Origin of the sequence: Niabella soli DSM 19437, from assembly GCF_000243115.2 — a bacterium.
In the GTDB taxonomy this organism is placed as follows: domain Bacteria; phylum Bacteroidota; class Bacteroidia; order Chitinophagales; family Chitinophagaceae; genus Niabella; species Niabella soli.
The window spans coordinates 3,608,337-3,629,532 of the sequence record NZ_CP007035.1 but is presented as its reverse complement, the minus strand read 5'-3'; the positions used below and the strand labels follow the sequence as shown (position 1 = coordinate 3,629,532).

Here is a 21,196-nt window from a genome sequence, read left to right as displayed (position 1 = left end):
ATGATCTCAGTTAACGAAGCAAAGAACAGTATTTATTTAAACGCAACACGCTTACCTCCGGTTGTGCTCGATCTTAAAGATGCTGCCGGAAAGGTACTGGCGGCAGCGCTTGTTGCATCAGAGAACATTCCGGCTTTTCCACAATCGGCTATGGACGGCTATGCTTTTGCTTATGAGGATACAAATGGTGCTGCTTTAACGATTATGACTACAATACAGGCCGGAAGCGGGAAGGAGTTGCTATTACAACCGGGGCAGGCTGCCCGGATCTTTACCGGGGCCGCTGTTCCGGAGGGAGCCGATACAGTTGTCATGCAGGAAAAAGCAAAAGTGCAGGAGAACCGGTTAAGTATTGAAGACCCGTTGTTAAAACCTGGGGCCAATGTAAGACCCCCGGGTTCTGAAATACAGTCCGGACAGCCCGCTTTGGATAAAGGAACACTGCTCACTCCTGCTGCCATCGGGTTTTTGGCTGCTATCGGGTTTCAGGAAGTACCGGTATACCCCGATCCCGTCGTTTCCATTATCATTACGGGGAAAGAGCTTCGTCCGCCAGGTCAGCCATTAACTTACGGCCAGGTTTATGAGTCCAACAGCTATGCGTTGAAGGCGGCATTATCGAAAGCCGGCATTACAAAAGTTGAAGTATTGTTTGCCGATGATACACTGGATCAGGTCACGGAGCTGCTGCAGGATGCTCTGGAAAAAAGCAATCTGGTATTACTGACAGGAGGTGTAAGCGTAGGCGATTTTGATTTTGTGCCGGAGGCCGCGAAAGCGTGTAGCGTAAATACACTCTTTCATAAAATAAAGCAGCGCCCCGGCAAACCCTTATTTTTTGGAAAGAAAGAAAGCCGGCTTGTGTTTGGCCTGCCGGGCAACCCCGCATCAGCGCTTACCTGTTTTTATGAGTATGTGCTGCCGGCCATTAGCGGGCAGACGGGCCGGCCCCTGTCTTTACAAAGTGTTAGGGTGCCGGCTAAGGAACGCATCAGCAAAGCGCACCCCCTGACTCATTTTCTGAAGGGATACTACGACGGCAATACGGCGCTGTCTTTAGATGCGCAGGAGTCGTACCGGCTGCGGTCTTTCGCAACAGCCAATTGTCTTATTGTTTTGGATGAAGACCAGTATGAATTTGAAGAAGGGGCATTGGTTGAAGTTCACTTATTGCCGTCTTAGGGAGTACCCCGGCTGGCGTTTGCAGCAAGACAGAAAATCGGTAAGTATATGTTTTTCCCGGCAATCTGTTTTTAATAGGTAATTTTTAAACGAGAATGAATACAGAGCTTTTTTATTTCTTACTCTTCAGCATCGCTTTTTTATATGCTTCTGTAGGACATGGCGGCGCCAGCGGCTACCTGGCGTTAATGGCTCTTTGGGGAATAGCACCGGAAACGATGAAGCCCACCGCTTTAATATTGAATCTTTTTGTATCGCTCACGTCATTTATACAATATTACCGGGGTGGTCATTTCAGATGGAAGTTGTTTCTTCCGTTTATCATCACCTCTTTTCCACTGGCCTTCCTGGGCGGTATGATCACCATTGATCCGGGTATTTACAAACGCATACTGGGAATACTGCTGGTCATTTCTGTAATACGGTTCCTGTGTTTTAGCAATGTGCAGATAACCGAACAGAAGAAGCCCAATACACCATTAGCCCTGGTGATCGGCGCGGCTATAGGATTTTTTTCCGGATTGATCGGCATTGGCGGAGGAATCCTGTTGTCGCCCGTTTTATTATTGTTACGCTGGGCCAATATGAAACAGGCGGCGGCAATCAGCGCATTATTTATTTTTGTGAACTCTATATCCGGGCTGGCGGGGCAATTGACGATAGGCATACATATTACAGCAGCTATGTATGGATATATTGCTGTTGCTTTTGTAGGCGGCCTTTGCGGGGCTTACTTTGGCGCGGTTAAGTTTGGGCAATCCACATTAAAATATATTTTATCGGTTGCCCTGGCGGTAGCGGCAATCAAGCTCGTTTTTGTATAAGTAATAGCGTATGAAATTCTATTTTTTATTTGTTCTTTTTTATACAACACTGGGTTGCAACGCTCAGAAGCGGATGGTGCCAACATATAGGATAACAATAGAAGGAGCTATGAAGCGATCATTGGTGCTTACCGGGGCGGACCTGAAAAAATACCCGGTTTCATTTGTTGATAGTATTCCTGTTTACAACCACCTGATGGTACGGAAATTGGCATTACACAAAGTAAAAGGCGTTTTATTAAAAGAAATTTTAAGTAAGATAACGATCACCAGTCCAGGTCCAAAGGAGTTGAGCCGGTATTATATTGCTTGTGTGGCTTCGGACGATTATACGGTAGTGTTTTCCTGGAATGAATTGTTCAATACATCGACCGGCGATCAGGTACTGCTCATTACCCAACACGATGGACAGGAGCTGGAACAAATGAATGACCGCATCGCATTGATCTCTCCTACCGACCGTGCTACCGGAAGACGCTATGTAAAAGGGCTAAAAAAGATCATTATTAAACATATTTAGCATATGGCGATACAGCTACTTTTTTTTGGATCACTTTCGGAAATTGCCGGGGCAGCAGGCCGTGCCGATCTTGTAGCCGATACGGACGCGCTCAAAGAAAAATTACAACGGCAATATCCTTTACTAAAAGACCTCAAATATGCCGTTGCGGTTGACAAAAAAATTATTCACAGTAATACTGTTTTGCACGATGGGTGCACGGTGGCATTGCTGCCACCCTACTCGGGAGGATAAACTATGTTTGAAAAAGAGGTATATGAACGGTATCAGCGCCAATTGATCTTAAAAGACTTTGGCGAGGCGGCACAGCAGCGGTTGCTTGATGCCCGTGCATTGGTCATCGGCGCCGGTGGTCTTGGATGTCCGGTACTGCAATACCTGGCAGCGGCAGGGGTTGGATGCATTGGTATTATTGATGATGATGTAGTTGCGCTTTCCAATTTGCACCGCCAGGTACTTTATAATGCTGACGATATCGGAAAACCCAAAGTGATTTGCGCCGCGGACCATCTGAAAAAGTTAAATCCGATGGTCCGGATCACAGTCTACAATGAAAGGTTGACATCCGCAAATGCCCTTTGCATACTTCACGAATACGATATAATTATTGACGGGTCTGATAATTTTGAAACCAGATACCTGGTGAATGATGCCTGTGTTTTGTTAGACAAACCACTTATCTACGGAGCGGTATCACAGTACGAGGGGCAGGTGGCTGTCTGGAATGTTCTTAGTTCCGGAGGCAAACGCAGCGCTAATTACCGGGACCTGTTTCCCGAACCGCCAGCGCCATTTTTGGTGCCTAATTGCAATGAAGCGGGCGTGTTGGGGGTGCTCCCTGCAATCATCGGGAGTATGATGGCGGCTGAAGCGATAAAATGGATAACGGGCATCGGTGTTTTACTGGTGAACCGTATATTGAATTATAGTTTCCTCTGCCAGCAGTTTCATGAAATGGAAATGGAGCCGCAGCCGGAAACCAGGGAGCTGATACCGGCGGATGAAGCCGCTTTTCTGCAAAAGCATTATGCACCCGCCTGCCCTGCTTCACAGGAAGTAACGCCTGCCGAATTTGACGAATTGTTGGCAGCGGGAAAAATACTGGTGATTGATGTACGGGAACCCGGTGAGCCCCCCCTGCTCACGGCATTTCAACCTCAGTCGGTGCCTATGTCGGGTATTGAAGGCTTATTGGCTCTTAGTGAAAAAGAAGTTGTCGTATTTTGCCAGTCGGGCCAGCGCAGCATGCGGGCGGTTCATCAGTTAACAAAAAAATTTAATGCAACATACCGGATCCGTAGTCTCAAAGGCGGTATTCTCGCCTGGCTGGATCAACAGAAAATAAAGAACACATGAGCACCCATACGATCAAAAATATTTTTACCCCAGGAGCCATTGCCGCAGCATTCATTGCTGAAAGTATTCAAAAGCACAGCACCAAAATAACTATTGGTGCCCATAGTATTTTCCTGGGGCAGGTAAGGAGTGATGTGATCGATCAGAAAGTCGTAACTGCTATTGAATACACCGCATATGAAGAGCTGGCATTAACGACCCTGCACGAGATCAGGGAAGCTCTTTTTAAAAAATACGAGCTTACCTGCATGCATGTTCATCACAGCCTGGGTTATGTGGCTGCAGGGGAAATTTGTTTATTTGTATTTACCTCCTCAAAACACCGCGCAGCGGCTATTGCAGCCTGTGGCGAAGCGGTGGAGCGTATAAAAAAAGAGTTGCCCATTTGGGGGAAAGAGCTGTTTGACGACGACACGCATCAATGGAAACAAAATCAATAAGTAAATGGTAAATATCACGCATAAATCCAATACGCTCAGAAAGGCGGTTGCCGTTGCAACGCTTACTGTCTCCCGCCTTGAAACGATCCAGGCCATCGGGAACAGGACCGTCCCTAAGGGTGATGTGTTTGAGTTTTCCCGTGCAGCGGGGTTGTTGGCTGTAAAAAAGACCAGTGATGTTATTCCCGACTGTCATCCATTGCCGATAGAATTTGCGTCGATCCATTATAATATCGATGGACTTAATATTCACATACAGGTAGAAGTGCATACTATTTATAAAACCGGCGTGGAGGTAGAAGCGATGCATGGGGCTTCTATTACAGCACTGACAATGTATGACATGCTTAAGCCCATCGATAAAGCGATTACTATAGGGTCTATTAAGCTGGAAACAAAAAAGGGGGGCAAAACCGATTTTAATGACGCTCCTTCAGGAATGATCTATACCGCGGTGATCGTTTGCTCTGATTCTGTTTTTGCCGGTAAAAAAGAAGACAGCAGCGGAAAGGTAATCGTAGAGAAGTTAAAGCAATTGGAGGTGGGACCTGTTGATTATGAGGTCATCCCGGATGATTTTGATCGTATACAACAATGCGCAAAGGACTATGCGAAAAAAGGCATTCAGTTGCTTTTATTTACCGGTGGCACCGGACTTTCGCCGAGGGATATAACACCGGAGGCTATATCGCCGTTGTTAACCCGGACGATCCCGGGTATTATGGAAGCTGCGCGGGGCTATGGACAGCAGCGCACGCCTTATGCCATGCTTTCACGGGGAGTGGCGGGATTTATCAACCATACATTGGTGCTTACGCTTCCCGGCTCTACCAAAGGTGCCGCCGAAACAATGGATGCCCTTTTCCCCCAGGTATTGCACCTGTTTAAAGTGGCCAAAGGTGGCCGGCATGATCAGTGATCTGACCAGAAAATCGCACGGTACCGTAATGACAAATAATCCGCTACATCGTAGGATGCTGCTCTTGAATGGTCCAGTATTGCAATTTACTGCCGTCCTTTTTTGCAAAAATAATCTTCGAATTGACGGTTCCGTCTTTATCTGCCGGTGTTAAATACAATTCCTTTCCCTTCAGCTTTATGAGATAACTATTTTTATCCGCTGGAATAAACTCATAGCGTTGCAGGGCATTGTCGCTTAACGGCTGCTCCTGTAATGCAGCGCCCTCTTTGACCTCCGGATCGGCAGATTGTAATGTTTTTCCGCTGAAAAGGTTTTTTAATTGGTAGGTATTTCCTTCGATATGTTTAAAATCCCAGGTAACGCATTTCCAGTTAACGGGAGAATAGGCCACGATCGGAGTTCCGTCTTTCGCATTGGCATCTTTTATACGCAGCACCATCCCGGTATGCACATTTTTGATCGCGAAGGTTCCCTTAATAACCGGTTGTGCAACGGCCAAAACACCAATGATCAAACAAAAGGAAACAATAATCAGTTTTTTCATTTTTTGTATTTATGGGGTATACGCTACAAGTCACCAGATCCTGCATCACCCCAAAAATAGAGCTATTTTCCGTCAATGAAAAGCTGCTCCACCTGTTCAATGATCTTTCTCTCTGCAACCTCCCGGTTCAGCCGCACCACTTCCCCAATGATAATAATGGCCGGATTGGCCAGTCCTGCATGTTGTGCCCGGTAAGCAATATCTTTTATGCTGCCGGTTACCCTTGCCGCGTTGGGAAGCGTTCCGTTTTGGATAATCGCCACCGGGGTTTCCGCCTTTCCGTAGCGCATAAACAGATCAGCGATCTGCTCCAGTTTGCTCATCGCCATTAATAATACTACGGTAGCGGATGATTGGGCCGCCAGCTCCACATCCTTCGACAATTCGCCGGATAAGGTAGTGCCGGTAACCACCCAAAAACTTTCATTTACGCCCCTGCAGGTAACCGGGATCATTTGTGAAGCAGGCACCGCCAGCGCGCTGGAAATACCGGGTACTATGGTAACTTCCATAGCGGCCGCGGTTGCCGCTTCTATTTCTTCCTGGGCTCTCCCGAACACGAAGGGATCACCACCTTTTAAACGCACAATTGTGTCGTATTGCCTGCCCATCCCGATGATCAGGTCATTGATCTCCGACTGGCTCAGGGCATGACAGCCAAAGCGCTTGCCTACAAACTCCATCACTGCCGCTTTTTTTGCATAAAGCAGCAGGGCATCATTTGCCAACGCATCATAAAGCACCACATCAGCCGACGCCAGGGCCTTAATCGCTTTTAAAGTGATCAGCTCCGGATCGCCAGGTCCAGCTCCTACCAGGATCAGTTTTGACATAATTTATATATTATTATAATAAATATATTATATTTTACAATCAAAATTATGCTTTATTTTGAATTTAACTCTTATTTTTATGATAATTAAATAATAATAATCTATTTTATTTCGTTTTATACAGTGTAAATATCATATTTATTATATTTTAATATAAATATTCTTGCCTGATCAATAACTAAAAATTATATTTTATGAAGGTGATTGTTATTGGAAATGGCATGGTGGGCCAAAAATTTTGCGAGAAATTAATCGCTAAAAAGCCGGAACAACTGGAACTCACGGTATTCGGAGAGGAAACCCTGCCGGCTTATGACCGGGTGCATCTTAGCGAATATTTTGCAGGCAAAACGGTACAGGATCTTTGTATGAAGCCTATGAGCTGGTATCCCGAAAATGGCATTACCCTGCACCTGGGCGATCCCGTTACAGACATTGACCGCAGCAACAAAACGATCACCTCTTTTGAAGGCAGACGGCTTTCTTACGACTGGCTGGTGCTGGCCACGGGGTCGGCTGCATTTGTACCCTCCATTTCCGGGGTGGATAAGCAGGGGGTGTTTGTATACCGTACTATTGAAGACCTGAACCTGATCTGGCGGCATGCTAAAGTGGCTAAATCTGCAGTCGTGATCGGTGGCGGCCTCCTGGGACTGGAAGCCGCTAAAGCCTGTCTGGACCTGGGCATTAAAGACACCCATGTGGTAGAGTTTGCGCCCCGCCTGATGCCGCGGCAGATCGATGAGGGCGGCTCTTATATCCTTTCACAGAAATTAAAAGCCCTGGGCATTACCACCCACACTACTAAAAATACAGCCGTAATACTGGGTAATGAAACGATCACCGGGTTAATGTTTGCGGATGGCACCCTCTTAAGTACCGATATGCTGGTGATCTCTGCGGGTATTAAGCCCCGCGATGAGCTGGCAAAAAAATGCGGGTTGCATACGGGCCACCGGGGCGGCGTCATTGTTAATGAGCACATGCAAACCAATGATCCATCGGTTTACGCTATTGGCGAGTGTGCCGTTTACGAAGGAATGGTCTACGGATTGGTAGCGCCCGGCTATGATATGGCCGAAGTAGTAGTAAACAAACTGACCGGCGGCGCAAAAACCTTTACCGGGTTTGACATGAGCACCAAGCTCAAGCTGATCGGTATTGATGTGGCCAGTTTTGGTGATCCTTTTATTGCAGATGAAGACGCCCGCTCCATCATTTACCATGATAATCACAACAGCGTTTATAAACGCATCAATGTTTCCAATGACGGCAAAACCCTGCTGGGCGGCGTACTGGTAGGTGATGCCGAAGCCTATAACCAGCTACAACAGATCTGCGTAAACAAACTGGCCATCCCCCCTTCACCGGTAGATCTTATTGTAAAGCCTGGCAAAGACAGCGGAACCGAAAGCAATTTTGAGTTGCCCGATGCCGCCTTGATCTGCAGTTGTGAGGGAGTAACTAAACTGGCTATTTCAGAGGCAGTCAACGAGGGGAACGAATCTTTTGATGCAGTGAAAAAATGCACCGGTGCCGGCAGCGGATGTGGTGGTTGTACACCGATGGTGAAAGATATTATTACAGCAACATTAAAAAAACAAGGTAAAATTGTTCGTAATGTTATTTGCGAGCACTTTAATTATTCCCGCCAGGAACTTTATGATCTTGCAAAACTAAAGAACCTGCATAGTTTCGACGAAGTGCTGGATACCCTTGGCAGCGGCGATGGCTGCGAAGTCTGCCGCCCGGCCGTAAGTTCCATCCTGGCCAGCTTGTGGAATGACCTCATCATAAAAAAGGAGAATGCTACTTCACAGGATACCAATGATCGCTTTTTGGCCAATATCCAGAAAGGCGGCACCTATTCGGTAGTGCCCCGCGTACCGGGTGGAGAGATCACCCCGGATAAACTGATCGCGATCGGCCAGGTGGCCAAAAAATACAACCTGTACACCAAGATCACGGGCGGACAGCGCATCGACCTCTTTGGCGCGCACCTCAACGATCTGCCCGCAATCTGGGAGGAGCTGATCGCCGCCGGTTTTGAAAGCGGTCATGCTTACGGGAAGGCGTTGCGCACGGTAAAGAGCTGTGTGGGCTCCACCTGGTGCCGCTTTGGGTTGCACGATAGTGTAAGTTTCGCCATCGAAATTGAAAATCGATACAAAGGGTTAAGAGCCCCGCATAAGATCAAATCCGCCGTGTCCGGCTGTATCCGTGAATGCGCAGAAGCCCAGTCGAAAGATTTTGGGATCATTGCCACCGAAAAAGGCTGGAACCTTTTTGTATGTGGCAACGGCGGTTCCAAGCCGCAGCACGCGTTATTGCTGGCCTCCGATGTAGATTCAGCTACCTGCATTAAATATATCGACCGTTTTTTAATGTTCTATATAAAAACCGCGGACCCGCTTACCCGTACCGCTACCTGGCTGAACAAGATGGAGGGCGGCATCGACTACCTGCGCAATGTAGTGCTGCACGACAGCCTGGGCATTGCCGCTGAATTGGAAACGGAAATGCAGTTCCTGGTAGACCACTATGAATGCGAATGGAAGCAAGCAGTTGAAACGCCCGAGTTAAGAAAACGCTTCACACATTTTATCAATGCACCGGAGACAAAAGATCCTACCATCAGTTTTGAAACGCTGCGCGAACAGAAAAAAGCCGCCGCATGGTAATCACCCTTAAATAGTTTAAATAGTATGACAGAAAATAGCTGGATCTACGCCTGTAATGTAACCGATATGCCCCATAACGGCGGAGTATGCATTCAACATGGAACTGAACAAATAGCCCTTTATTATTTTACGCATCGCGATGAATGGTATGCCACGCAGAATCTTTGTCCGCACCGCCAGCAAATGGCGCTCAGCAGGGGTATGTTGGGCTCCGGCCAGGGCCAACCCAAAATAGCCTGCCCCTTTCATAAGAAAACCTTTTCATTAATTGACGGCCATTGCATGAATGATGACGCCTGCGCCGCTATTAAAATCTATCCTGTTAAAATACAGAACGGTGCGGTCTTCATCAATGCCACTCCTGTTTTATCGTCCTCAACTATAACACATGAACAAGAAAAAATATAAACTTTTTGCAATCATTACAGTGCTGGTATTTTCAAAAGGAATGTCCGCGCAGGCACAAACTGCTGCTTCTTTATGGGATGGAATGGCCGTAGCCGGGTATGCAGACCACGGGGCTTTTGTCAACTTTGGAGGGCCTGCCGTCAAATGGGCCCATAAGCCGTTTTGCATCAGCCTGGGTATGCTGCCTTCCCTGCGTATTAAAGAGGACAAGGTGGCGAATAACGCTACTGAAAATACAACCCTTACTCCTTCATTAGGTTTTGGGCTCAGCGCTTCCTACAAGCACCTGGTATTACAGATGCCTTTATACTATAATGCAAAGACTGCCGCCGCAAATGGAAAATGGAATGTGGGCGCCGGCATCGGGTATAAATTTTAAAACAGTTTGGCGTCTCCACGTCCTTTTATCATCGACCTGGCGCGAGGTATACAAAATAACTCATCAAACTAAAAATGATTAATATGGATTATAAAAAACCTGCTGAAGTAGCCGCGCTCCTGATCCAATCCGGCATTGACAAGGGAAAACTGGGAACCGCCGACCTGTTGATCAGGGGAATATTGTCCGGTATGTTGCTGGGCATTGGCACTACGTTGGCCATAACAGGCAGCGTGCAAACGAATGTCCCGGTTGTAGGCGCCATGTTATTTCCCATTTGTTTTGTTGTGGTAATACTGCTGGGACTGGAGCTGGTAACCGGGAGTTTTGCTGTGTTGCCCATGGCCTGGTTTCATAAAAGTCTGCCGATGCCTGTTATGTTGCGTAACCTGGCAATAGTGTACGTTGCTAATTTATCAGGGGCGCTTTTATATGCTCTTTTATTCTGGATATCGGTTACCAATTTTGGCAATGCGCATACATCCCCTTTGCTACCCGCAATTACAAAAATAGCCGAGTCTAAAACCACAGGATATGGCCAGTCGGGCGGAATGGGAATAGCTACCGCATTTATAAAAGGTATATTATGTAACTGGATGGTGACAATGGCCGTTGTGTTGCCGATGACCTCTTCTTCCCTTATGGGGAAAATAGTGGCCGCCTGGATCCCGATATTTATGTTTTTTGCCCAGGGCTTTGAGCACGCAGTAGTGAATATGTTTGTCATTCCCGAAGGAATGCTGCTGGGCGCTAAAGTAAGTGTTGGCGAATGGTGGATATACAATCAGGTACCGGTAACATTGGGAAATATTGTTGGCGCTTTATTATTTACCGCCCTTCCTCTTTATTTTACTTATGGCAGAAAAAAAGAAAAAGTTCATCCCGCAAGGGAAAGTATGAACAGACCGGAAATTGATGTGGATGCAACGGTGATGGCATAAGCGCTCCGTATTTAATTGCCCGCCGGATCCGGTTTCCATTTATCCGGAGCGTGTTCCTGGTATTGTTTTAACCGGAGGGCATAGGTAGCAGGGATCCTGGGAGAAATGCCTTTTTCTTTCTTTAACCAGTCGATGGCTTTTTGTTCGCTATCAACTGCTTTTGCGGGATCATGCCCCCACCAGTACCAGGTGGCCATTTTGTGATAATACCAGTACATAGACACGATTTCGGGATAGACGATGCCATTGATAGCGGCCTGGTAAAGCTCGGCGCCTAAATGATACAACTCCGGAGACAGGTTGAGCCGGTGGGAGTACCAATCGAAATCCATCACTAGTACGTCGTACGGAGGAGTCTTTACCGGATCGGTATTATTTAAAAGCTGCCGGCCGTATTGATACGCTTTAACGGGACTAGTTTGAAGCAAGCTGTTAAAAGTGTGATTAACAATTAACACGGAATATTTTAACCCAGGTTCTTTTTTCAAAATTGTATCGATCATTAATAACAAAGAGTCTGGGCGACCAGGACGATCGGGATAATTATAGTTATAAACGTATTTGTTAAGATCCCATCGCAATGAATCTTCCAGCATTGTTAGATATTTCTCCCTGTTACGCGCAGCAAGCGCCAGGCCGATGTCCCACCTGTTGTTTACAATTTTTTCCAAAGGCGCGGCAAGACCATCAGGATGACCAATCCAGGCCAATCGCCCTTCCTGGTTTACAACAAAAGTTATTGGGATGCCTTCATTCTTTTCTCCCGTGGCCCCGATCCAGTCGGCAACCGTTGCAGCCGTATCTTCCGTTGCAACAGCGTAGTCCATTTGCTGTCCCATACTATCTACAAATGCCTGTATTTCTTTTAGAGGAGTTTGTTTCTTTTCATAAACATCAATTCCAATAAACTGTGTTTGTGAACGGTATTTTTCAGCGAGGGCAGACAAGTGCGGCATCGCAGCTTTGCAGGGCGCGCACCAGGTGGCCCAAAATTCCAGTACATATACTTTCCCTTTTTCAAATTGCTTCACCGGCTGGCCTTTTAACCAGGTGTTTACTTTTAACGCCGGAGCGGAGTTGCCGATATTCAAGATGACAGGCGGCTGCTCCTGTGCATAGGCGAACAGGACAAAGAGGCAGGCAAACAGGATGTTCAGCAATTTTTTTTTCATAGTAAGGTAATGATCAGGTGTGCTGCTTTATGGCGTGATCGATTTCTTCTATTAAAGTTAGCAAAACTTGTGCAAACGAATGTTTATCTATGCTACGGATAAACATAACACTTTTCTTTTGCCACTGAAGCACTGAAAAGTTCTCTGATTTTGCGGCGCTGTAGCGGTATACTGAATAATGTTACTCCATTTAAAACGGCTCAACCACAGGTCCGCACTATATTTTGCCTTAACTTAGGCAATGAATCTTTCATAACGCTTGTAAATGGATATACTCATTGTTCTTGGGGCAATTGTTTTGCTGGTATTGCTGATAGGTGTTTTTAAAATAAACGCCTTTCTTTCTTTTCTTTTTGTATCAGTAGTTGCCGGCATTTTTTTGGGAATCCCGCTGGATAAAATAACGCAGTCGGTAGAAAAAGGGATCGGAGATATTTTGGGTGGCAATGTCGTCATTATTATTGCCGGAGCGATGCTCGGAAAACTAATTGCCGATACCGGGGCGGCCCAGCAGGTGGCCACTTCTATCGTAAATAAAACAGGCATTAAAAAAGTACATTGGGGCGTAGCGGCGGTGGGGTTTATAGTAGGCATCCCCTTGTTCTATAACACAGGATTTGTATTGTTGGTACCCTTAATTTTTTCCATGGTGTATCAATACAAACTGCCGGCAGTGGCCACGGGAATCTCCATGCTGGCGGCACTTTCTGTGGCGCACGGGTTTCTGCCTCCACATCCTTCCCCCGCGGCATTAGTGTCGCAGTTTCATGCCGACCTGGGGAAAACATTACTGTACGGAATTGTAGTAGCGATCCCGGCAATTGTACTGGCTGGTCCTGTATTTTCAAGGTTTTTGTTAAAAATACCCTCTGCCCCGTTGGAAGCTTTTCGCCCGCAGCCAATGGCCCGTGAAAATCTTCCAAGCCCTTTCAGCAGTTTTTTTGTGGCATTATTGCCGGTGGGATTATTTGCGCTGATGGCGGTATTGCCGTTTGTAACAGGAGATAAACACGCGCCATTGCTCTCCTTTTTATCGCAGCCATCGATTGTAATGCTGATTGCTTTAACGGCAGGTACCTGGATATTAGGAATAAAAAGAGGCAAACGGTTGCCGGCAGTGATGAATATTTACGCGGAGGCGGTAAAAGAAGTAGCGATGATATTACTGATCATCGGCGGCGCCGGCGGGTTGAAACAGGTATTGACCGACAGTGGTGTGAGCAATCATATTGCAACGTTATTACAGGAAACCCATCTGTCTCCCTTATTTTTGGGATGGCTGTCGGCAGCTATTATCCGGGCGGCCGTAGGATCCGCTACGGTGGCGGGTTTTACTGCGGCGGGTATTATAGCGCCCCTTATAGCGCAAACTCATACAGATCCGAATCTTATGGTATTATCCATCGGGGCCGGCAGTTTAATGTTTTCGCATGTAAACGACGGCGGATTCTGGATGTTTAAGGAGTATTTTAATGTGAGCATCAAAGATACCCTGCGCTCCTGGTCGATCATGGAGATCATTGTATCGGTAACAGGATTAATCGGAGTTTTTATTTTAAATATTTTTATTCATTAATTATGGAATTAAATGCTGAACAAAATTTTGCCGCCACCGGGTTAAGTCTTCCGCCGGCGCCGGCCCCCGTTGGGGTTTATAAACCCTGTTTGGTAGTGGGCAATTTTTTATATGTATCGGGGCATGGAACCGTACAGGACGACGGGGCACTGATCAGGGGTCGCATTGGCAGGGACATCGATATCGAACAGGGAAAACTGGCGGCACGCCAGGTAGGACTTGCCATCCTGGCTACTCTTAAAGCCCACCTGGGCAGTTTAGATAAAATAAAACGCGTGGTAAAAGTACTGGGCATGGTGAACTGTGTACCCGAGTTTGAAAAACATCCTTATGTGATTAACGGCTGCAGTGAATTATTTGCTGAAGTATGGGGCAAAGAAAATGGTGTCGGCGTTCGAAGCGCTGTGGGCTTTGGCTCATTGCCCGATAATATACCGGTAGAAATTGAGGCGATGTTTGAGCTGCAGGATTAGTGCCATCCCAATCGCGCACTGAGTTATCTGACAATGCGCCGTCACCTCGACCAGGGGGAGAGGTCTGCCTCTGGTGAAAATAGCTCCCGCTTTATTCGAAACACATTTAGCTACATTATCAAACCTCGGCAGGAATATGAATGATTGGTATCGCATCAAAAATATAGAAGACCTGGACACCCCGGCATTGGTGGTTTATCCGGACCGGGTAAAACAAAATATTGCGTTAGCCATAACGATGGCGGGCTCTGTTGATCGTTTACGGCCCCATGTTAAAACGCATAAGAGCAAAGAGGTTACACAGCTATTGCTGAATGCCGGCGTTACAAAATTTAAATGTGCCACTATTGCCGAAGCCGAAATGCTGGGGATGGTGCAGGCTCCGGATGTATTACTGGCCTATCAACCGGTGGGGCCTAAAATAAAGCGTTTTATTGAACTGATAATGACCTACCCGCAAACGGATTTCTCCTGTTTGGTAGATAGTGAGGCCATTGTTGTAGAACTCGATCAGGCCGCAAATGCAGCAGGGATCAGCATTCCGGTATATATAGATGTAAATGTGGGCATGAACCGGACCGGTATTTTACCGGAGAAAGCAACAGCGCTTTACGCCCGTATTGCTCCGCTGCAGCATCTTACAATAAGAGGATTGCACGCTTACGACGGACATATTCATGATGCTTCTTTTGAAGTAAGAAAAAAACAAAGCGATACTGCTTTTGCAGCAGTTGAGGCGGTAAAGAAAAAGCTCATGGATCTGGGCATGACCGAACCCGTGCTTATTATCGGCGGGTCGCCTACCTTTCCTATTCATGCCAAAAGAAAAAAAGTGGAATGCAGCCCCGGCACTTTTGTATATTGGGATTATGGTTATAGCGCCACCTGCAGGGAACAACATTTTCTGCCGGCCGCCCTGGTTGTTTCCAGGGTGATCTCCTTGCCGGATCCAACAACCGTTTGTACTGATCTTGGCCACAAATCCATTGCAGCCGAGAACACTTTAGGTAACCGGGTGTACTTTATCAATGCCCCGGATATTGTTGTGGAAGGCCAAAGCGAAGAGCACTTAAAACTAAACGCAGGCGAAGGGCATCCCTTCAGGATCGGCGACGTCTTTTACGGCATGCCGGTGCATGTTTGCCCGACTGTTGCGTTGTATGAAAAAGTCCTATTGGTAGAAAACGGGATCGTGGGTAAGGAATGGAAAACCATCGCCCGCGACAGAAAAATAACATTATAATGTTTACCATCGATGCACACCTGGACCTGAGCATGAATGCCCTTGAATGGAACCGCGATCTGCGGCAACCCGTTGCGGAGCTCAATAAACGCGAGCAGGGGCTCCATGACAAACCGGACCGGGCAAAGGCAACCGTTTCGCTCCCGGAATTACGCCGGGGCAACATCGGCCTGGTAGTAGCTACACAGATCGCGCGCTATGTGGCGCCGGGTAATCCCTTGCCGGGATGGCATTCGCAACAACAGGCCTGGGCCCAAACACAGGGGCAGTTGGCCTGGTATAAAACGATGGAAGAAGAAGGCGAGATGGTTCAGATAACAAACCTGCCCGCATTGGAGCAACACCTGGACCTCTGGAAAAATAACGACGACATAAAAAAACCGATCGGGTATATTTTAAGCCTCGAAGGCGCCGATTCTATTGTTTCTTTAAAACATCTTGAAAAAGCTTACCAGAATGGGCTACGTGCCATTGGTCCCGCACATTACGGTACGGGTATTTATGCACAGGGCACCGACGCCACGGGTTTTATGGGCGAAAAAGGCCATGCTCTTTTGAAAGAAATGGAACGCCTGAATATTATTCTGGATGCTACTCATTTATGTGACGATAGTTTCTGGGAAGCGCTGGATCATTTTAACGGCCCCGTATGGGCCAGTCATAATAACGTGCGGGCGCTGGTAAACCATAACCGCCAGTATAGCGATGAGCAATTGAAAGAATTAATTAACCGGGGCGCTGTAATCGGGGGCGCGCTGGATGCCTGGATGATGGTTCCGGGCTGGATCAGGGGCACATCAACCCCCCGGCAAATGCATTGCAACCTGGAAGTAATGATCGATCATTTAGATCATATCTGCCAGATCGCTGGTAACGCGGACCACATCGGCATCGGCTCCGACCTGGACGGCGCTTTCGGGAGGGAGCAATGTCCTTATGACCTGGAAACGATCGCTGACCTGCAAAAACTACCGGCTCTTTTTAAGAAACGCGGTTATAGTGAAGTGGATATCAAAAAAATAATGCACGGTAACTGGATCCGTTTTTTGCGCACTGCCTGGAATCAATCAGGAGTATGAGCCCAAATAGCTTAAACCCCGTTGATCCTTCTCTTATACTCGTCCAAAGCCGCATCCAGCCGTACCTTGGAGTCTCCGGCGCCGGGGGCATTATGCGAAGGGTGGATGAATAGGGGTACGCCCCTGTCGGCAAGTATTTCAGCAACAGTAGTAACGGTCATCCACACACAGGTTACAAAGGCCATGGTGGATACGGGCCCTATTTTGTCGATGTGATTTTTTACAGGTACAGAAGCGTCTTCAATTGGTGCGCAGGTGTCCACTACAATATCGGCAATTTCAAAAATTGTTTTTTTGCTGGAATGCCGGGTTTGTTTTCCTTTTGCTTCTGCTGCGGAACCGAATACCACTACCTTCATCCCGCGTTTTTTTGACTCCAGTGCAATATCAATGTTTACATTATTAATACCCGAGTGGGAAAACAGCCACATGGTATCGCGCTGGTCAAAATTATAGCCTTTCATAATTTCTACTCCATATCCTTCCACGCGTTCTAAAAAGATAAACTGATGTACACCCATCTGACCTGTGATATTGGTAAAGAAGGTTAGGGGTAGCTCCACCATGGGGTGGAAACCAACGAAACCGCCAATGCGCGGATACATTTCTTCAATGGGCAGGGTGGCATGTCCGCAGCCAAACGTATGCACCCATCTGCCAGAACCTATAGAGTCGGCCATTACGGCGGCTGCTTTTCTTATGTTTTCCATTTGGGTTTCTTCAATTGATGTCATAATCGACCGTACGTTATTCAACCATTGTGTTGCTAACATAATTTAAGGTTTTAGTTTTTTTATTATAAAAAGATAAAGAAGGATCATAAAAACGAGCTCTGTGCCGGCTATTGTCGCCACATGGCGTACACCATAATACTGTACTATAATGCCGGTGCTGTAATTAATAAGAATATTACCCGTAAGCGCAACGGTTAATGCAATACTGAATACGGTACCGGAGGCGGACGGGTAACGGCTTCCCAGATAACCCAGCATAAACGGGAAACCGCCGGCCAGACCGGCGCCCATAAGGACTAATCCGGTTGCAACTGATGGAAAATTATTACCGGCAGTAAAGCATAGGATGCCTAAAGCGATAAGCCCAAACAGCAAGGGGAACAGGCGTACTTTCTTTGCCGTTCTGAAAATGCTGCCCAGCAGCAGGCGCATTACGGCCATACCTGTTACAAAAAGCGATAATCCAAAAAGAGCCGTTTCTTTCTCCAGTTGGATCCGTGAGGAGAGATACGTGGTGGTCCAGTTATTGATGATAGCTTCAAAACTGCTTTGGAAAAACAGGAAGAAAGCTATCAGCCATAAAAAAGATTCTTTTAAGAGGTATTTGTTTTTTATACCGGTCTTCTTTTCCTGTTGCTTTGACTCAGGAAAAGAAAGGATCGCATAGAGCGCCCCTAATACAACACAGGCAATCCCGGTAGCGGCACAAATAACCGTGTACCGGAAATGGTGTTGTAAAAGCCCCAGGATAAAAGGCATACCCAGCGCCCCGATACCAAAGAAAACGCCCAGCAGGCTGAGATTGGCGCCTTTATTGGTATGGCTGATGTCTGCTACCAGGGCGTTGGTGGCGCCATTGATCGCCCCGCCGCCTGCGCCGAAGAGGAACACGCAACTGTTTAATACCAGTACTGTGGGGGCGAATGCAATCCCCTCCAGCCCGATGGCCATGCAAACGCAGGAAATACTTAATAAGAATTTATAACCGAACCGGTCACAAACCGGACCAAAAATGAACGAGCCGGTCAGCACGCCGAAGGGTAAAATGGAAAACAGCGTACCGGCCTCCAGGTCGCTGATCCCATAAGTATCCTTTAGATCCGGCACAACGGCACCAAGTGTTATCAGGCAAACGCCAAAGAAAAGCATACCGGCACAGGCAGCACTGAAAAGAAGCTTTTTATTGATCATGGATTTGTTTTAGCGTCTCTGACTTCTTTTGTAATACCAGGGATGCGGCGCCGTATAACCCTGCATCCTGCCCCAATGTACCCGGTACAAATGCAACGGACGGCAGGCTCACCGGCTGCGCCCATTTTGCGGCCTCCTCCCGGATCTCAGGGATCAGCTTTTGCGCCGGTCCGAAAACGCCGCCGCCGAAAATGATCCGTTCGGGGTCAAAAAGACTTACCAGGTTGGCCGTTGCCATTCCCCAGAACTGAATACAGTGACGGATCACGTCTGCTGCCAGCGCATCACCCTGTTCAAAAGCCTCAAAAATGTGCCGCGTTGTTAAACCGTCTGTATCTATATGTTTTAACGACCCGGTATACGCTCCTGTTGTTAAAAGCTCCCGGGCATACCGGATAATGCCTTCCCCCGAGGCGGAATATTCAAAACATCCATATTGCTTAAAAGGAGCGCGGAACGGCGGGGCTAATGCCATCCAACCAATGGCTCCGGCAATATCATGCTGCCCTCTTATAAGGGCACCACCGGATAGAATACCGGCGCCGATACCGGTGCCTACTGATAAATAAATAGCATTGGTACATTTTTGTGCTGCTCCCTTCCAGGCCTCTCCTAAAATATAACAGGCACGGTCACTATCAATAACCACCGGCAGCGAACCGCAGGCCGCCGAAAGCTGCTCCCCAAGCGGGTACTGCTCCCAACCCTTGATATTCGGACACCATACGGTTCCCGTTTTTGCATAATAAATACCCGGTATGCAAATGCCAGCGCCTGAAATGACTTCCCCCGGGAATTTACTTTTTATAGCGGCGATCTGGTCAATGATCAGTGACCCAACCGCCGCTCCCTGTAATTGTGTTAAAGGCACGCGCTCTTGATAAAGAAGGGTGCCGTCTTCAGCAAACAAGGCAACCGCTAATTTGGTGCCGCCTAAATCCAGTCCGATTACTGCCATAAAGGAGTTTTTTTATGATATGCTGTTTTAAGCCGATTTTATTTGTCTAATATATAAATTTCGCACAAAAACGCAAACAAAAAGAAACGAAAATTTTGGGGCTTACGGTGTATTTACTGATGGCGGGAATTAATTAGCTTTGGCAGCAAACAATCGAAATAAAAGCTTTTTAAATGACAAACAGGGAGCAACCCAGCGGTGGTATGTTTAAAAATGAACGCCAGGCTTATATTTTAAGACAGATCAACCTGCATAATAAAGTACTGTCCTCCTCGCTCAGCGAAGAATTGACTGTTTCCGAAGATACCATCCGCAGGGATCTTGCAGAGCTTGCAGATGCAGGAGATATTATAAAAGTACATGGCGGCGCCCTTTCCAAATCCTATCATTATCCCGTACAGCAAACCAAGGTATATGCACAGGAGGAGAAAAAGAGCATTGCAAAGAAAACGATTGAATTAATAAAACCGGGCATGACGGTTTTGATAGAAGCAGGCACTACCATGCTGGAGCTGGTACGCATGCTGCCGGAAAAACTGGAAGCCACTTTTTTTACCGTAAGCCCTTTGATGGCGCTGCATCTGGCAAGGTATCCTTTACTGAAGGTGATCTTAATTGGCGGCCAGATGGATATGTCTTCCCAGATAACCCTGGGGGAAAAACCCGTTTATGAACTAAGCCAGATAAAAGCAGACCTGTGCATTTTTGGCGTAAATGCTTTGAATGCCAGAACGGGTCTTACCGAAAGGGAATGGAATGTAGCGCAGGTAAAAAAAGCAATGATCGCGTGTTGCCATAAACTGGCGGTGATCACCATTTCAGAAAAACTAAACTCCGCGTTCAATATGAAAATATGCAGCCCGCAGCAGATCGATTACCTGATAACAGAACTGAAACCTTCCGATAAAAAATTAGTAGCCTATAAAAAGAATATGACGATCTTATAGATGGTCTTTCGCCCATAAGATAATGAGCTCGTTTTCATCGGAGTTCCAGGCTTTTTTATACAAATCGCGCACCACGCTCAGCCATTTTATTTTCCGGTTGGCGGCATCGCCCACATCTGCTGTTCCCCCGTTGGAAATATAATCTTCCCGGCGGGTGCTTGCGATACGGGCGTATTGGCCCGTTTGCGGTTTTAAATCGTCATTAGTTATCCGCAGATAAAAGGCCAGTTGCGCCAGTGTGCAGGTCTTATCCCTGGGAAACATAGTACTGTCCTTTACGTATACCGTGACGCCATCCTTGAAAACATAGGGTTCCTGGAAGTTCCGGGTATACTGGTCTTCATACACCACTCCCTTTACCGGGAACTGCGCGTTGGACTGACCGTTGATCCATTTTAATAAAGAATCAGTGTATTTACTATCGACAGATCCTTTGACGGTCCAGCAGGCGGTGGCGATCCACATTGCCAGTTTTTGAGGAGAAGGATTCAGCAGGTACACCATGCCGGTTTTTGGCTGCCCTGTGTACAGGTCTTTGCCGGTTTCATATTGATACAGTTTTACCGGATATCCTTCCCATCCAGGTAAAGTGTCGGTTGTCGCTACCAGCTTTTGTACCATATAGGCCTTGTCCAGAACGGCTTTACAATGGGCAATCAGAACGGGGAAACTGTCTTTAAGATAAGCTGCCGGCAGTTTTACCTGGCTGCAAGCAGCAGTTGTTAAAACACCCGTTGCTATAAGAAGGACTATTTTTTTCATCTGTTTGTTTTTTTGAAGGACGTTTTACCCG

Annotated in this window: 23 protein-coding genes; 16 read left to right on the top strand and 7 right to left on the bottom strand. The window is 47.0% G+C overall.

The genetic code is table 11. From position 1 onward, the window contains the following. The 7 genes from NIASO_RS15255 to moaCB all read left to right on the top strand — a co-directional run bounded on the left by NIASO_RS15255 (position 1) and on the right by moaCB (position 5,241). Positions 1-1,182, top strand: coding sequence for a molybdopterin molybdotransferase MoeA (locus tag NIASO_RS15255; protein ID WP_008587295.1), 1,182 nt, complete (start codon positions 1-3; stop codon positions 1,180-1,182). Between the two features lie 95 nt (positions 1,183-1,277). Continuing rightward, complete coding sequence (locus NIASO_RS15250; protein ID WP_008587293.1) at positions 1,278-2,006, top strand: sulfite exporter TauE/SafE family protein; 729 nt, start codon at positions 1,278-1,280, stop codon at positions 2,004-2,006. Positions 2,007-2,115: 109 nt separating this feature from the next. Beyond that, positions 2,116-2,526 carry a hypothetical protein gene (locus NIASO_RS15245; RefSeq protein ID WP_008587291.1) on the top strand — a complete coding sequence of 137 codons (411 nt, stop codon included), beginning with the start codon at positions 2,116-2,118 and terminating at the stop codon, positions 2,524-2,526. Positions 2,527-2,529: 3 nt separating this feature from the next. Then, a complete protein-coding gene (locus tag NIASO_RS15240; RefSeq protein WP_008587289.1) occupies positions 2,530-2,760 on the top strand; it encodes a MoaD/ThiS family protein in 231 nt (76 codons plus the stop codon). Between the two features lie 3 nt (positions 2,761-2,763). After that, positions 2,764-3,882 carry a HesA/MoeB/ThiF family protein gene (locus NIASO_RS15235; RefSeq protein WP_008587287.1) on the top strand — a complete coding sequence of 373 codons (1,119 nt, stop codon included), beginning with the start codon at positions 2,764-2,766 and terminating at the stop codon, positions 3,880-3,882. Then, on the top strand, positions 3,879-4,322 hold the full coding sequence (locus NIASO_RS15230; RefSeq protein ID WP_008587285.1) for a molybdenum cofactor biosynthesis protein MoaE: 444 nt from the start codon (positions 3,879-3,881) through the stop codon (positions 4,320-4,322). Before NIASO_RS15235 ends, NIASO_RS15230 begins: the two co-directional genes overlap by 4 nt. Positions 4,323-4,326: 4 nt before the next feature. Next, on the top strand, positions 4,327-5,241 hold the full coding sequence (gene moaCB, locus NIASO_RS15225; protein ID WP_008587284.1) for a bifunctional molybdenum cofactor biosynthesis protein MoaC/MoaB: 915 nt from the start codon (positions 4,327-4,329) through the stop codon (positions 5,239-5,241). A 43-nt stretch (positions 5,242-5,284) separates the two neighbouring features. Here moaCB and NIASO_RS15220 read toward each other — a convergent pair whose 3' ends face one another. Both NIASO_RS15220 and cobA read right to left on the bottom strand, forming a co-directional pair. After that, positions 5,285-5,788, bottom strand: a complete 504-nt coding sequence (locus NIASO_RS15220) for an RICIN domain-containing protein (RefSeq protein ID WP_008587282.1) — start codon at positions 5,786-5,788, stop codon at positions 5,285-5,287. 62 nt (positions 5,789-5,850) lie between these two features. Further along, positions 5,851-6,621 carry a uroporphyrinogen-III C-methyltransferase gene (gene cobA, locus NIASO_RS15215; RefSeq protein WP_008587280.1) on the bottom strand — a complete coding sequence of 257 codons (771 nt, stop codon included), beginning with the start codon at positions 6,619-6,621 and terminating at the stop codon, positions 5,851-5,853. A 194-nt stretch (positions 6,622-6,815) separates the two neighbouring features. Between cobA and nirB the strand changes: the two genes are divergently transcribed. The 4 genes from nirB to NIASO_RS15195 all read left to right on the top strand — a co-directional run bounded on the left by nirB (position 6,816) and on the right by NIASO_RS15195 (position 11,030). Then, positions 6,816-9,302, top strand: coding sequence for a nitrite reductase large subunit NirB (nirB, locus tag NIASO_RS15210; RefSeq protein ID WP_008587278.1), 2,487 nt, complete (start codon positions 6,816-6,818; stop codon positions 9,300-9,302). 24 nt (positions 9,303-9,326) lie between these two features. Then, on the top strand, positions 9,327-9,710 hold the full coding sequence (gene nirD / locus NIASO_RS15205; protein ID WP_008587276.1) for a nitrite reductase small subunit NirD: 384 nt from the start codon (positions 9,327-9,329) through the stop codon (positions 9,708-9,710). Continuing rightward, positions 9,691-10,089 (top strand): hypothetical protein, encoded by a 399-nt coding sequence (locus NIASO_RS15200; protein WP_008587274.1) that lies wholly within the window; start codon positions 9,691-9,693, stop codon positions 10,087-10,089. Before nirD ends, NIASO_RS15200 begins: the two co-directional genes overlap by 20 nt. An 83-nt stretch (positions 10,090-10,172) precedes the next feature. Then, the gene (locus tag NIASO_RS15195; RefSeq protein WP_008587272.1) at positions 10,173-11,030 is read left to right on the top strand and encodes a formate/nitrite transporter family protein; all 858 of its coding nucleotides are present in this window, start codon (positions 10,173-10,175) and stop codon (positions 11,028-11,030) included. 11 nt (positions 11,031-11,041) lie between these two features. Here the strand turns inward: NIASO_RS15195 and NIASO_RS19760 are convergent, their stop codons facing one another. Next, positions 11,042-12,202, bottom strand: coding sequence for a TlpA family protein disulfide reductase (locus tag NIASO_RS19760; RefSeq protein WP_008587270.1), 1,161 nt, complete (start codon positions 12,200-12,202; stop codon positions 11,042-11,044). Between the two features lie 265 nt (positions 12,203-12,467). Here NIASO_RS19760 and NIASO_RS15185 point away from each other — a divergent pair, with 265 nt between their 5' ends. The 4 genes from NIASO_RS15185 (at position 12,468) to NIASO_RS15170 (ending at position 16,573) form a co-directional block, all read left to right on the top strand. Continuing rightward, complete coding sequence (locus NIASO_RS15185; protein WP_008587269.1) at positions 12,468-13,778, top strand: gluconate:H+ symporter; 1,311 nt, start codon at positions 12,468-12,470, stop codon at positions 13,776-13,778. Between the two features lie 2 nt (positions 13,779-13,780). Further along, positions 13,781-14,251 (top strand): RidA family protein, encoded by a 471-nt coding sequence (locus NIASO_RS15180; protein ID WP_008587267.1) that lies wholly within the window; start codon positions 13,781-13,783, stop codon positions 14,249-14,251. Between the two features lie 136 nt (positions 14,252-14,387). Then, positions 14,388-15,494 carry a D-TA family PLP-dependent enzyme gene (locus tag NIASO_RS15175; RefSeq protein WP_008587266.1) on the top strand — a complete coding sequence of 369 codons (1,107 nt, stop codon included), beginning with the start codon at positions 14,388-14,390 and terminating at the stop codon, positions 15,492-15,494. Beyond that, entirely contained in the window at positions 15,494-16,573 is a 1,080-nt protein-coding gene (locus NIASO_RS15170; protein ID WP_025299032.1) for a dipeptidase, read from the top strand. The genes NIASO_RS15175 and NIASO_RS15170 overlap by 1 nt, the downstream gene beginning before the upstream one ends. An 11-nt stretch (positions 16,574-16,584) precedes the next feature. On the opposite strand, the gene NIASO_RS15165 is transcribed toward NIASO_RS15170, so the two are convergent. The 3 genes from NIASO_RS15165 to NIASO_RS15155 are packed head-to-tail and all read right to left on the bottom strand — an operon-like array spanning position 16,585 to position 19,456. Then, the gene (locus tag NIASO_RS15165) at positions 16,585-17,346 is read right to left on the bottom strand and encodes a sugar isomerase domain-containing protein (RefSeq protein WP_008587263.1); all 762 of its coding nucleotides are present in this window, start codon (positions 17,344-17,346) and stop codon (positions 16,585-16,587) included. Positions 17,347-17,349: 3 nt separating this feature from the next. After that, entirely contained in the window at positions 17,350-18,498 is a 1,149-nt protein-coding gene (locus NIASO_RS15160) for an MFS transporter (protein ID WP_008587261.1), read from the bottom strand. After that, positions 18,488-19,456 carry an ROK family protein gene (locus NIASO_RS15155; protein WP_008587260.1) on the bottom strand — a complete coding sequence of 323 codons (969 nt, stop codon included), beginning with the start codon at positions 19,454-19,456 and terminating at the stop codon, positions 18,488-18,490. Before NIASO_RS15155 ends, NIASO_RS15160 begins: the two co-directional genes overlap by 11 nt. Positions 19,457-19,629: 173 nt before the next feature. Between NIASO_RS15155 and NIASO_RS15150 the strand changes: the two genes are divergently transcribed. Then, on the top strand, positions 19,630-20,403 hold the full coding sequence (locus NIASO_RS15150) for a DeoR/GlpR family DNA-binding transcription regulator (RefSeq protein ID WP_008587258.1): 774 nt from the start codon (positions 19,630-19,632) through the stop codon (positions 20,401-20,403). Here NIASO_RS15150 and NIASO_RS15145 read toward each other — a convergent pair. Further along, positions 20,398-21,165, bottom strand: coding sequence for a hypothetical protein (locus NIASO_RS15145; RefSeq protein ID WP_008587257.1), 768 nt, complete (start codon positions 21,163-21,165; stop codon positions 20,398-20,400). The genes NIASO_RS15150 and NIASO_RS15145 overlap by 6 nt on opposite strands. Positions 21,166-21,196 lie beyond the last annotated feature (31 nt).

Excerpts from the sequence above, each read along its gene's own strand:
- NIASO_RS15255 (WP_008587295.1), top strand. The coding sequence starts at position 1 with ATGATCTCAGTTAACGAAGCAAAGAACAGTATTTATTTAAACGCAACA.
- NIASO_RS15250 (WP_008587293.1), top strand. The coding sequence starts at position 1,278 with ATGAATACAGAGCTTTTTTATTTCTTACTCTTCAGCATCGCTTTTTTA.
- NIASO_RS15245 (WP_008587291.1), top strand. The coding sequence starts at position 2,116 with ATGAAGCGATCATTGGTGCTTACCGGGGCGGACCTGAAAAAATACCCG.
- NIASO_RS15240 (WP_008587289.1), top strand. The coding sequence starts at position 2,530 with ATGGCGATACAGCTACTTTTTTTTGGATCACTTTCGGAAATTGCCGGG.
- NIASO_RS15235 (WP_008587287.1), top strand. The coding sequence starts at position 2,764 with ATGTTTGAAAAAGAGGTATATGAACGGTATCAGCGCCAATTGATCTTA.
- NIASO_RS15230 (WP_008587285.1), top strand. The coding sequence starts at position 3,879 with ATGAGCACCCATACGATCAAAAATATTTTTACCCCAGGAGCCATTGCC.
- moaCB (WP_008587284.1), top strand. The coding sequence starts at position 4,327 with ATGGTAAATATCACGCATAAATCCAATACGCTCAGAAAGGCGGTTGCC.
- NIASO_RS15220 (WP_008587282.1), bottom strand. The coding sequence starts at position 5,788 with ATGAAAAAACTGATTATTGTTTCCTTTTGTTTGATCATTGGTGTTTTG.
- cobA (WP_008587280.1), bottom strand. The coding sequence starts at position 6,621 with ATGTCAAAACTGATCCTGGTAGGAGCTGGACCTGGCGATCCGGAGCTG.
- nirB (WP_008587278.1), top strand. The coding sequence starts at position 6,816 with ATGAAGGTGATTGTTATTGGAAATGGCATGGTGGGCCAAAAATTTTGC.
- nirD (WP_008587276.1), top strand. The coding sequence starts at position 9,327 with ATGACAGAAAATAGCTGGATCTACGCCTGTAATGTAACCGATATGCCC.
- NIASO_RS15200 (WP_008587274.1), top strand. The coding sequence starts at position 9,691 with ATGAACAAGAAAAAATATAAACTTTTTGCAATCATTACAGTGCTGGTA.
- NIASO_RS15195 (WP_008587272.1), top strand. The coding sequence starts at position 10,173 with ATGGATTATAAAAAACCTGCTGAAGTAGCCGCGCTCCTGATCCAATCC.
- NIASO_RS19760 (WP_008587270.1), bottom strand. The coding sequence starts at position 12,202 with ATGAAAAAAAAATTGCTGAACATCCTGTTTGCCTGCCTCTTTGTCCTG.
- NIASO_RS15185 (WP_008587269.1), top strand. The coding sequence starts at position 12,468 with ATGGATATACTCATTGTTCTTGGGGCAATTGTTTTGCTGGTATTGCTG.
- NIASO_RS15180 (WP_008587267.1), top strand. The coding sequence starts at position 13,781 with ATGGAATTAAATGCTGAACAAAATTTTGCCGCCACCGGGTTAAGTCTT.
- NIASO_RS15175 (WP_008587266.1), top strand. The coding sequence starts at position 14,388 with ATGAATGATTGGTATCGCATCAAAAATATAGAAGACCTGGACACCCCG.
- NIASO_RS15170 (WP_025299032.1), top strand. The coding sequence starts at position 15,494 with ATGTTTACCATCGATGCACACCTGGACCTGAGCATGAATGCCCTTGAA.
- NIASO_RS15165 (WP_008587263.1), bottom strand. The coding sequence starts at position 17,346 with ATGTTAGCAACACAATGGTTGAATAACGTACGGTCGATTATGACATCA.
- NIASO_RS15160 (WP_008587261.1), bottom strand. The coding sequence starts at position 18,498 with ATGATCAATAAAAAGCTTCTTTTCAGTGCTGCCTGTGCCGGTATGCTT.
- NIASO_RS15155 (WP_008587260.1), bottom strand. The coding sequence starts at position 19,456 with ATGGCAGTAATCGGACTGGATTTAGGCGGCACCAAATTAGCGGTTGCC.
- NIASO_RS15150 (WP_008587258.1), top strand. The coding sequence starts at position 19,630 with ATGACAAACAGGGAGCAACCCAGCGGTGGTATGTTTAAAAATGAACGC.
- NIASO_RS15145 (WP_008587257.1), bottom strand. The coding sequence starts at position 21,165 with ATGAAAAAAATAGTCCTTCTTATAGCAACGGGTGTTTTAACAACTGCT.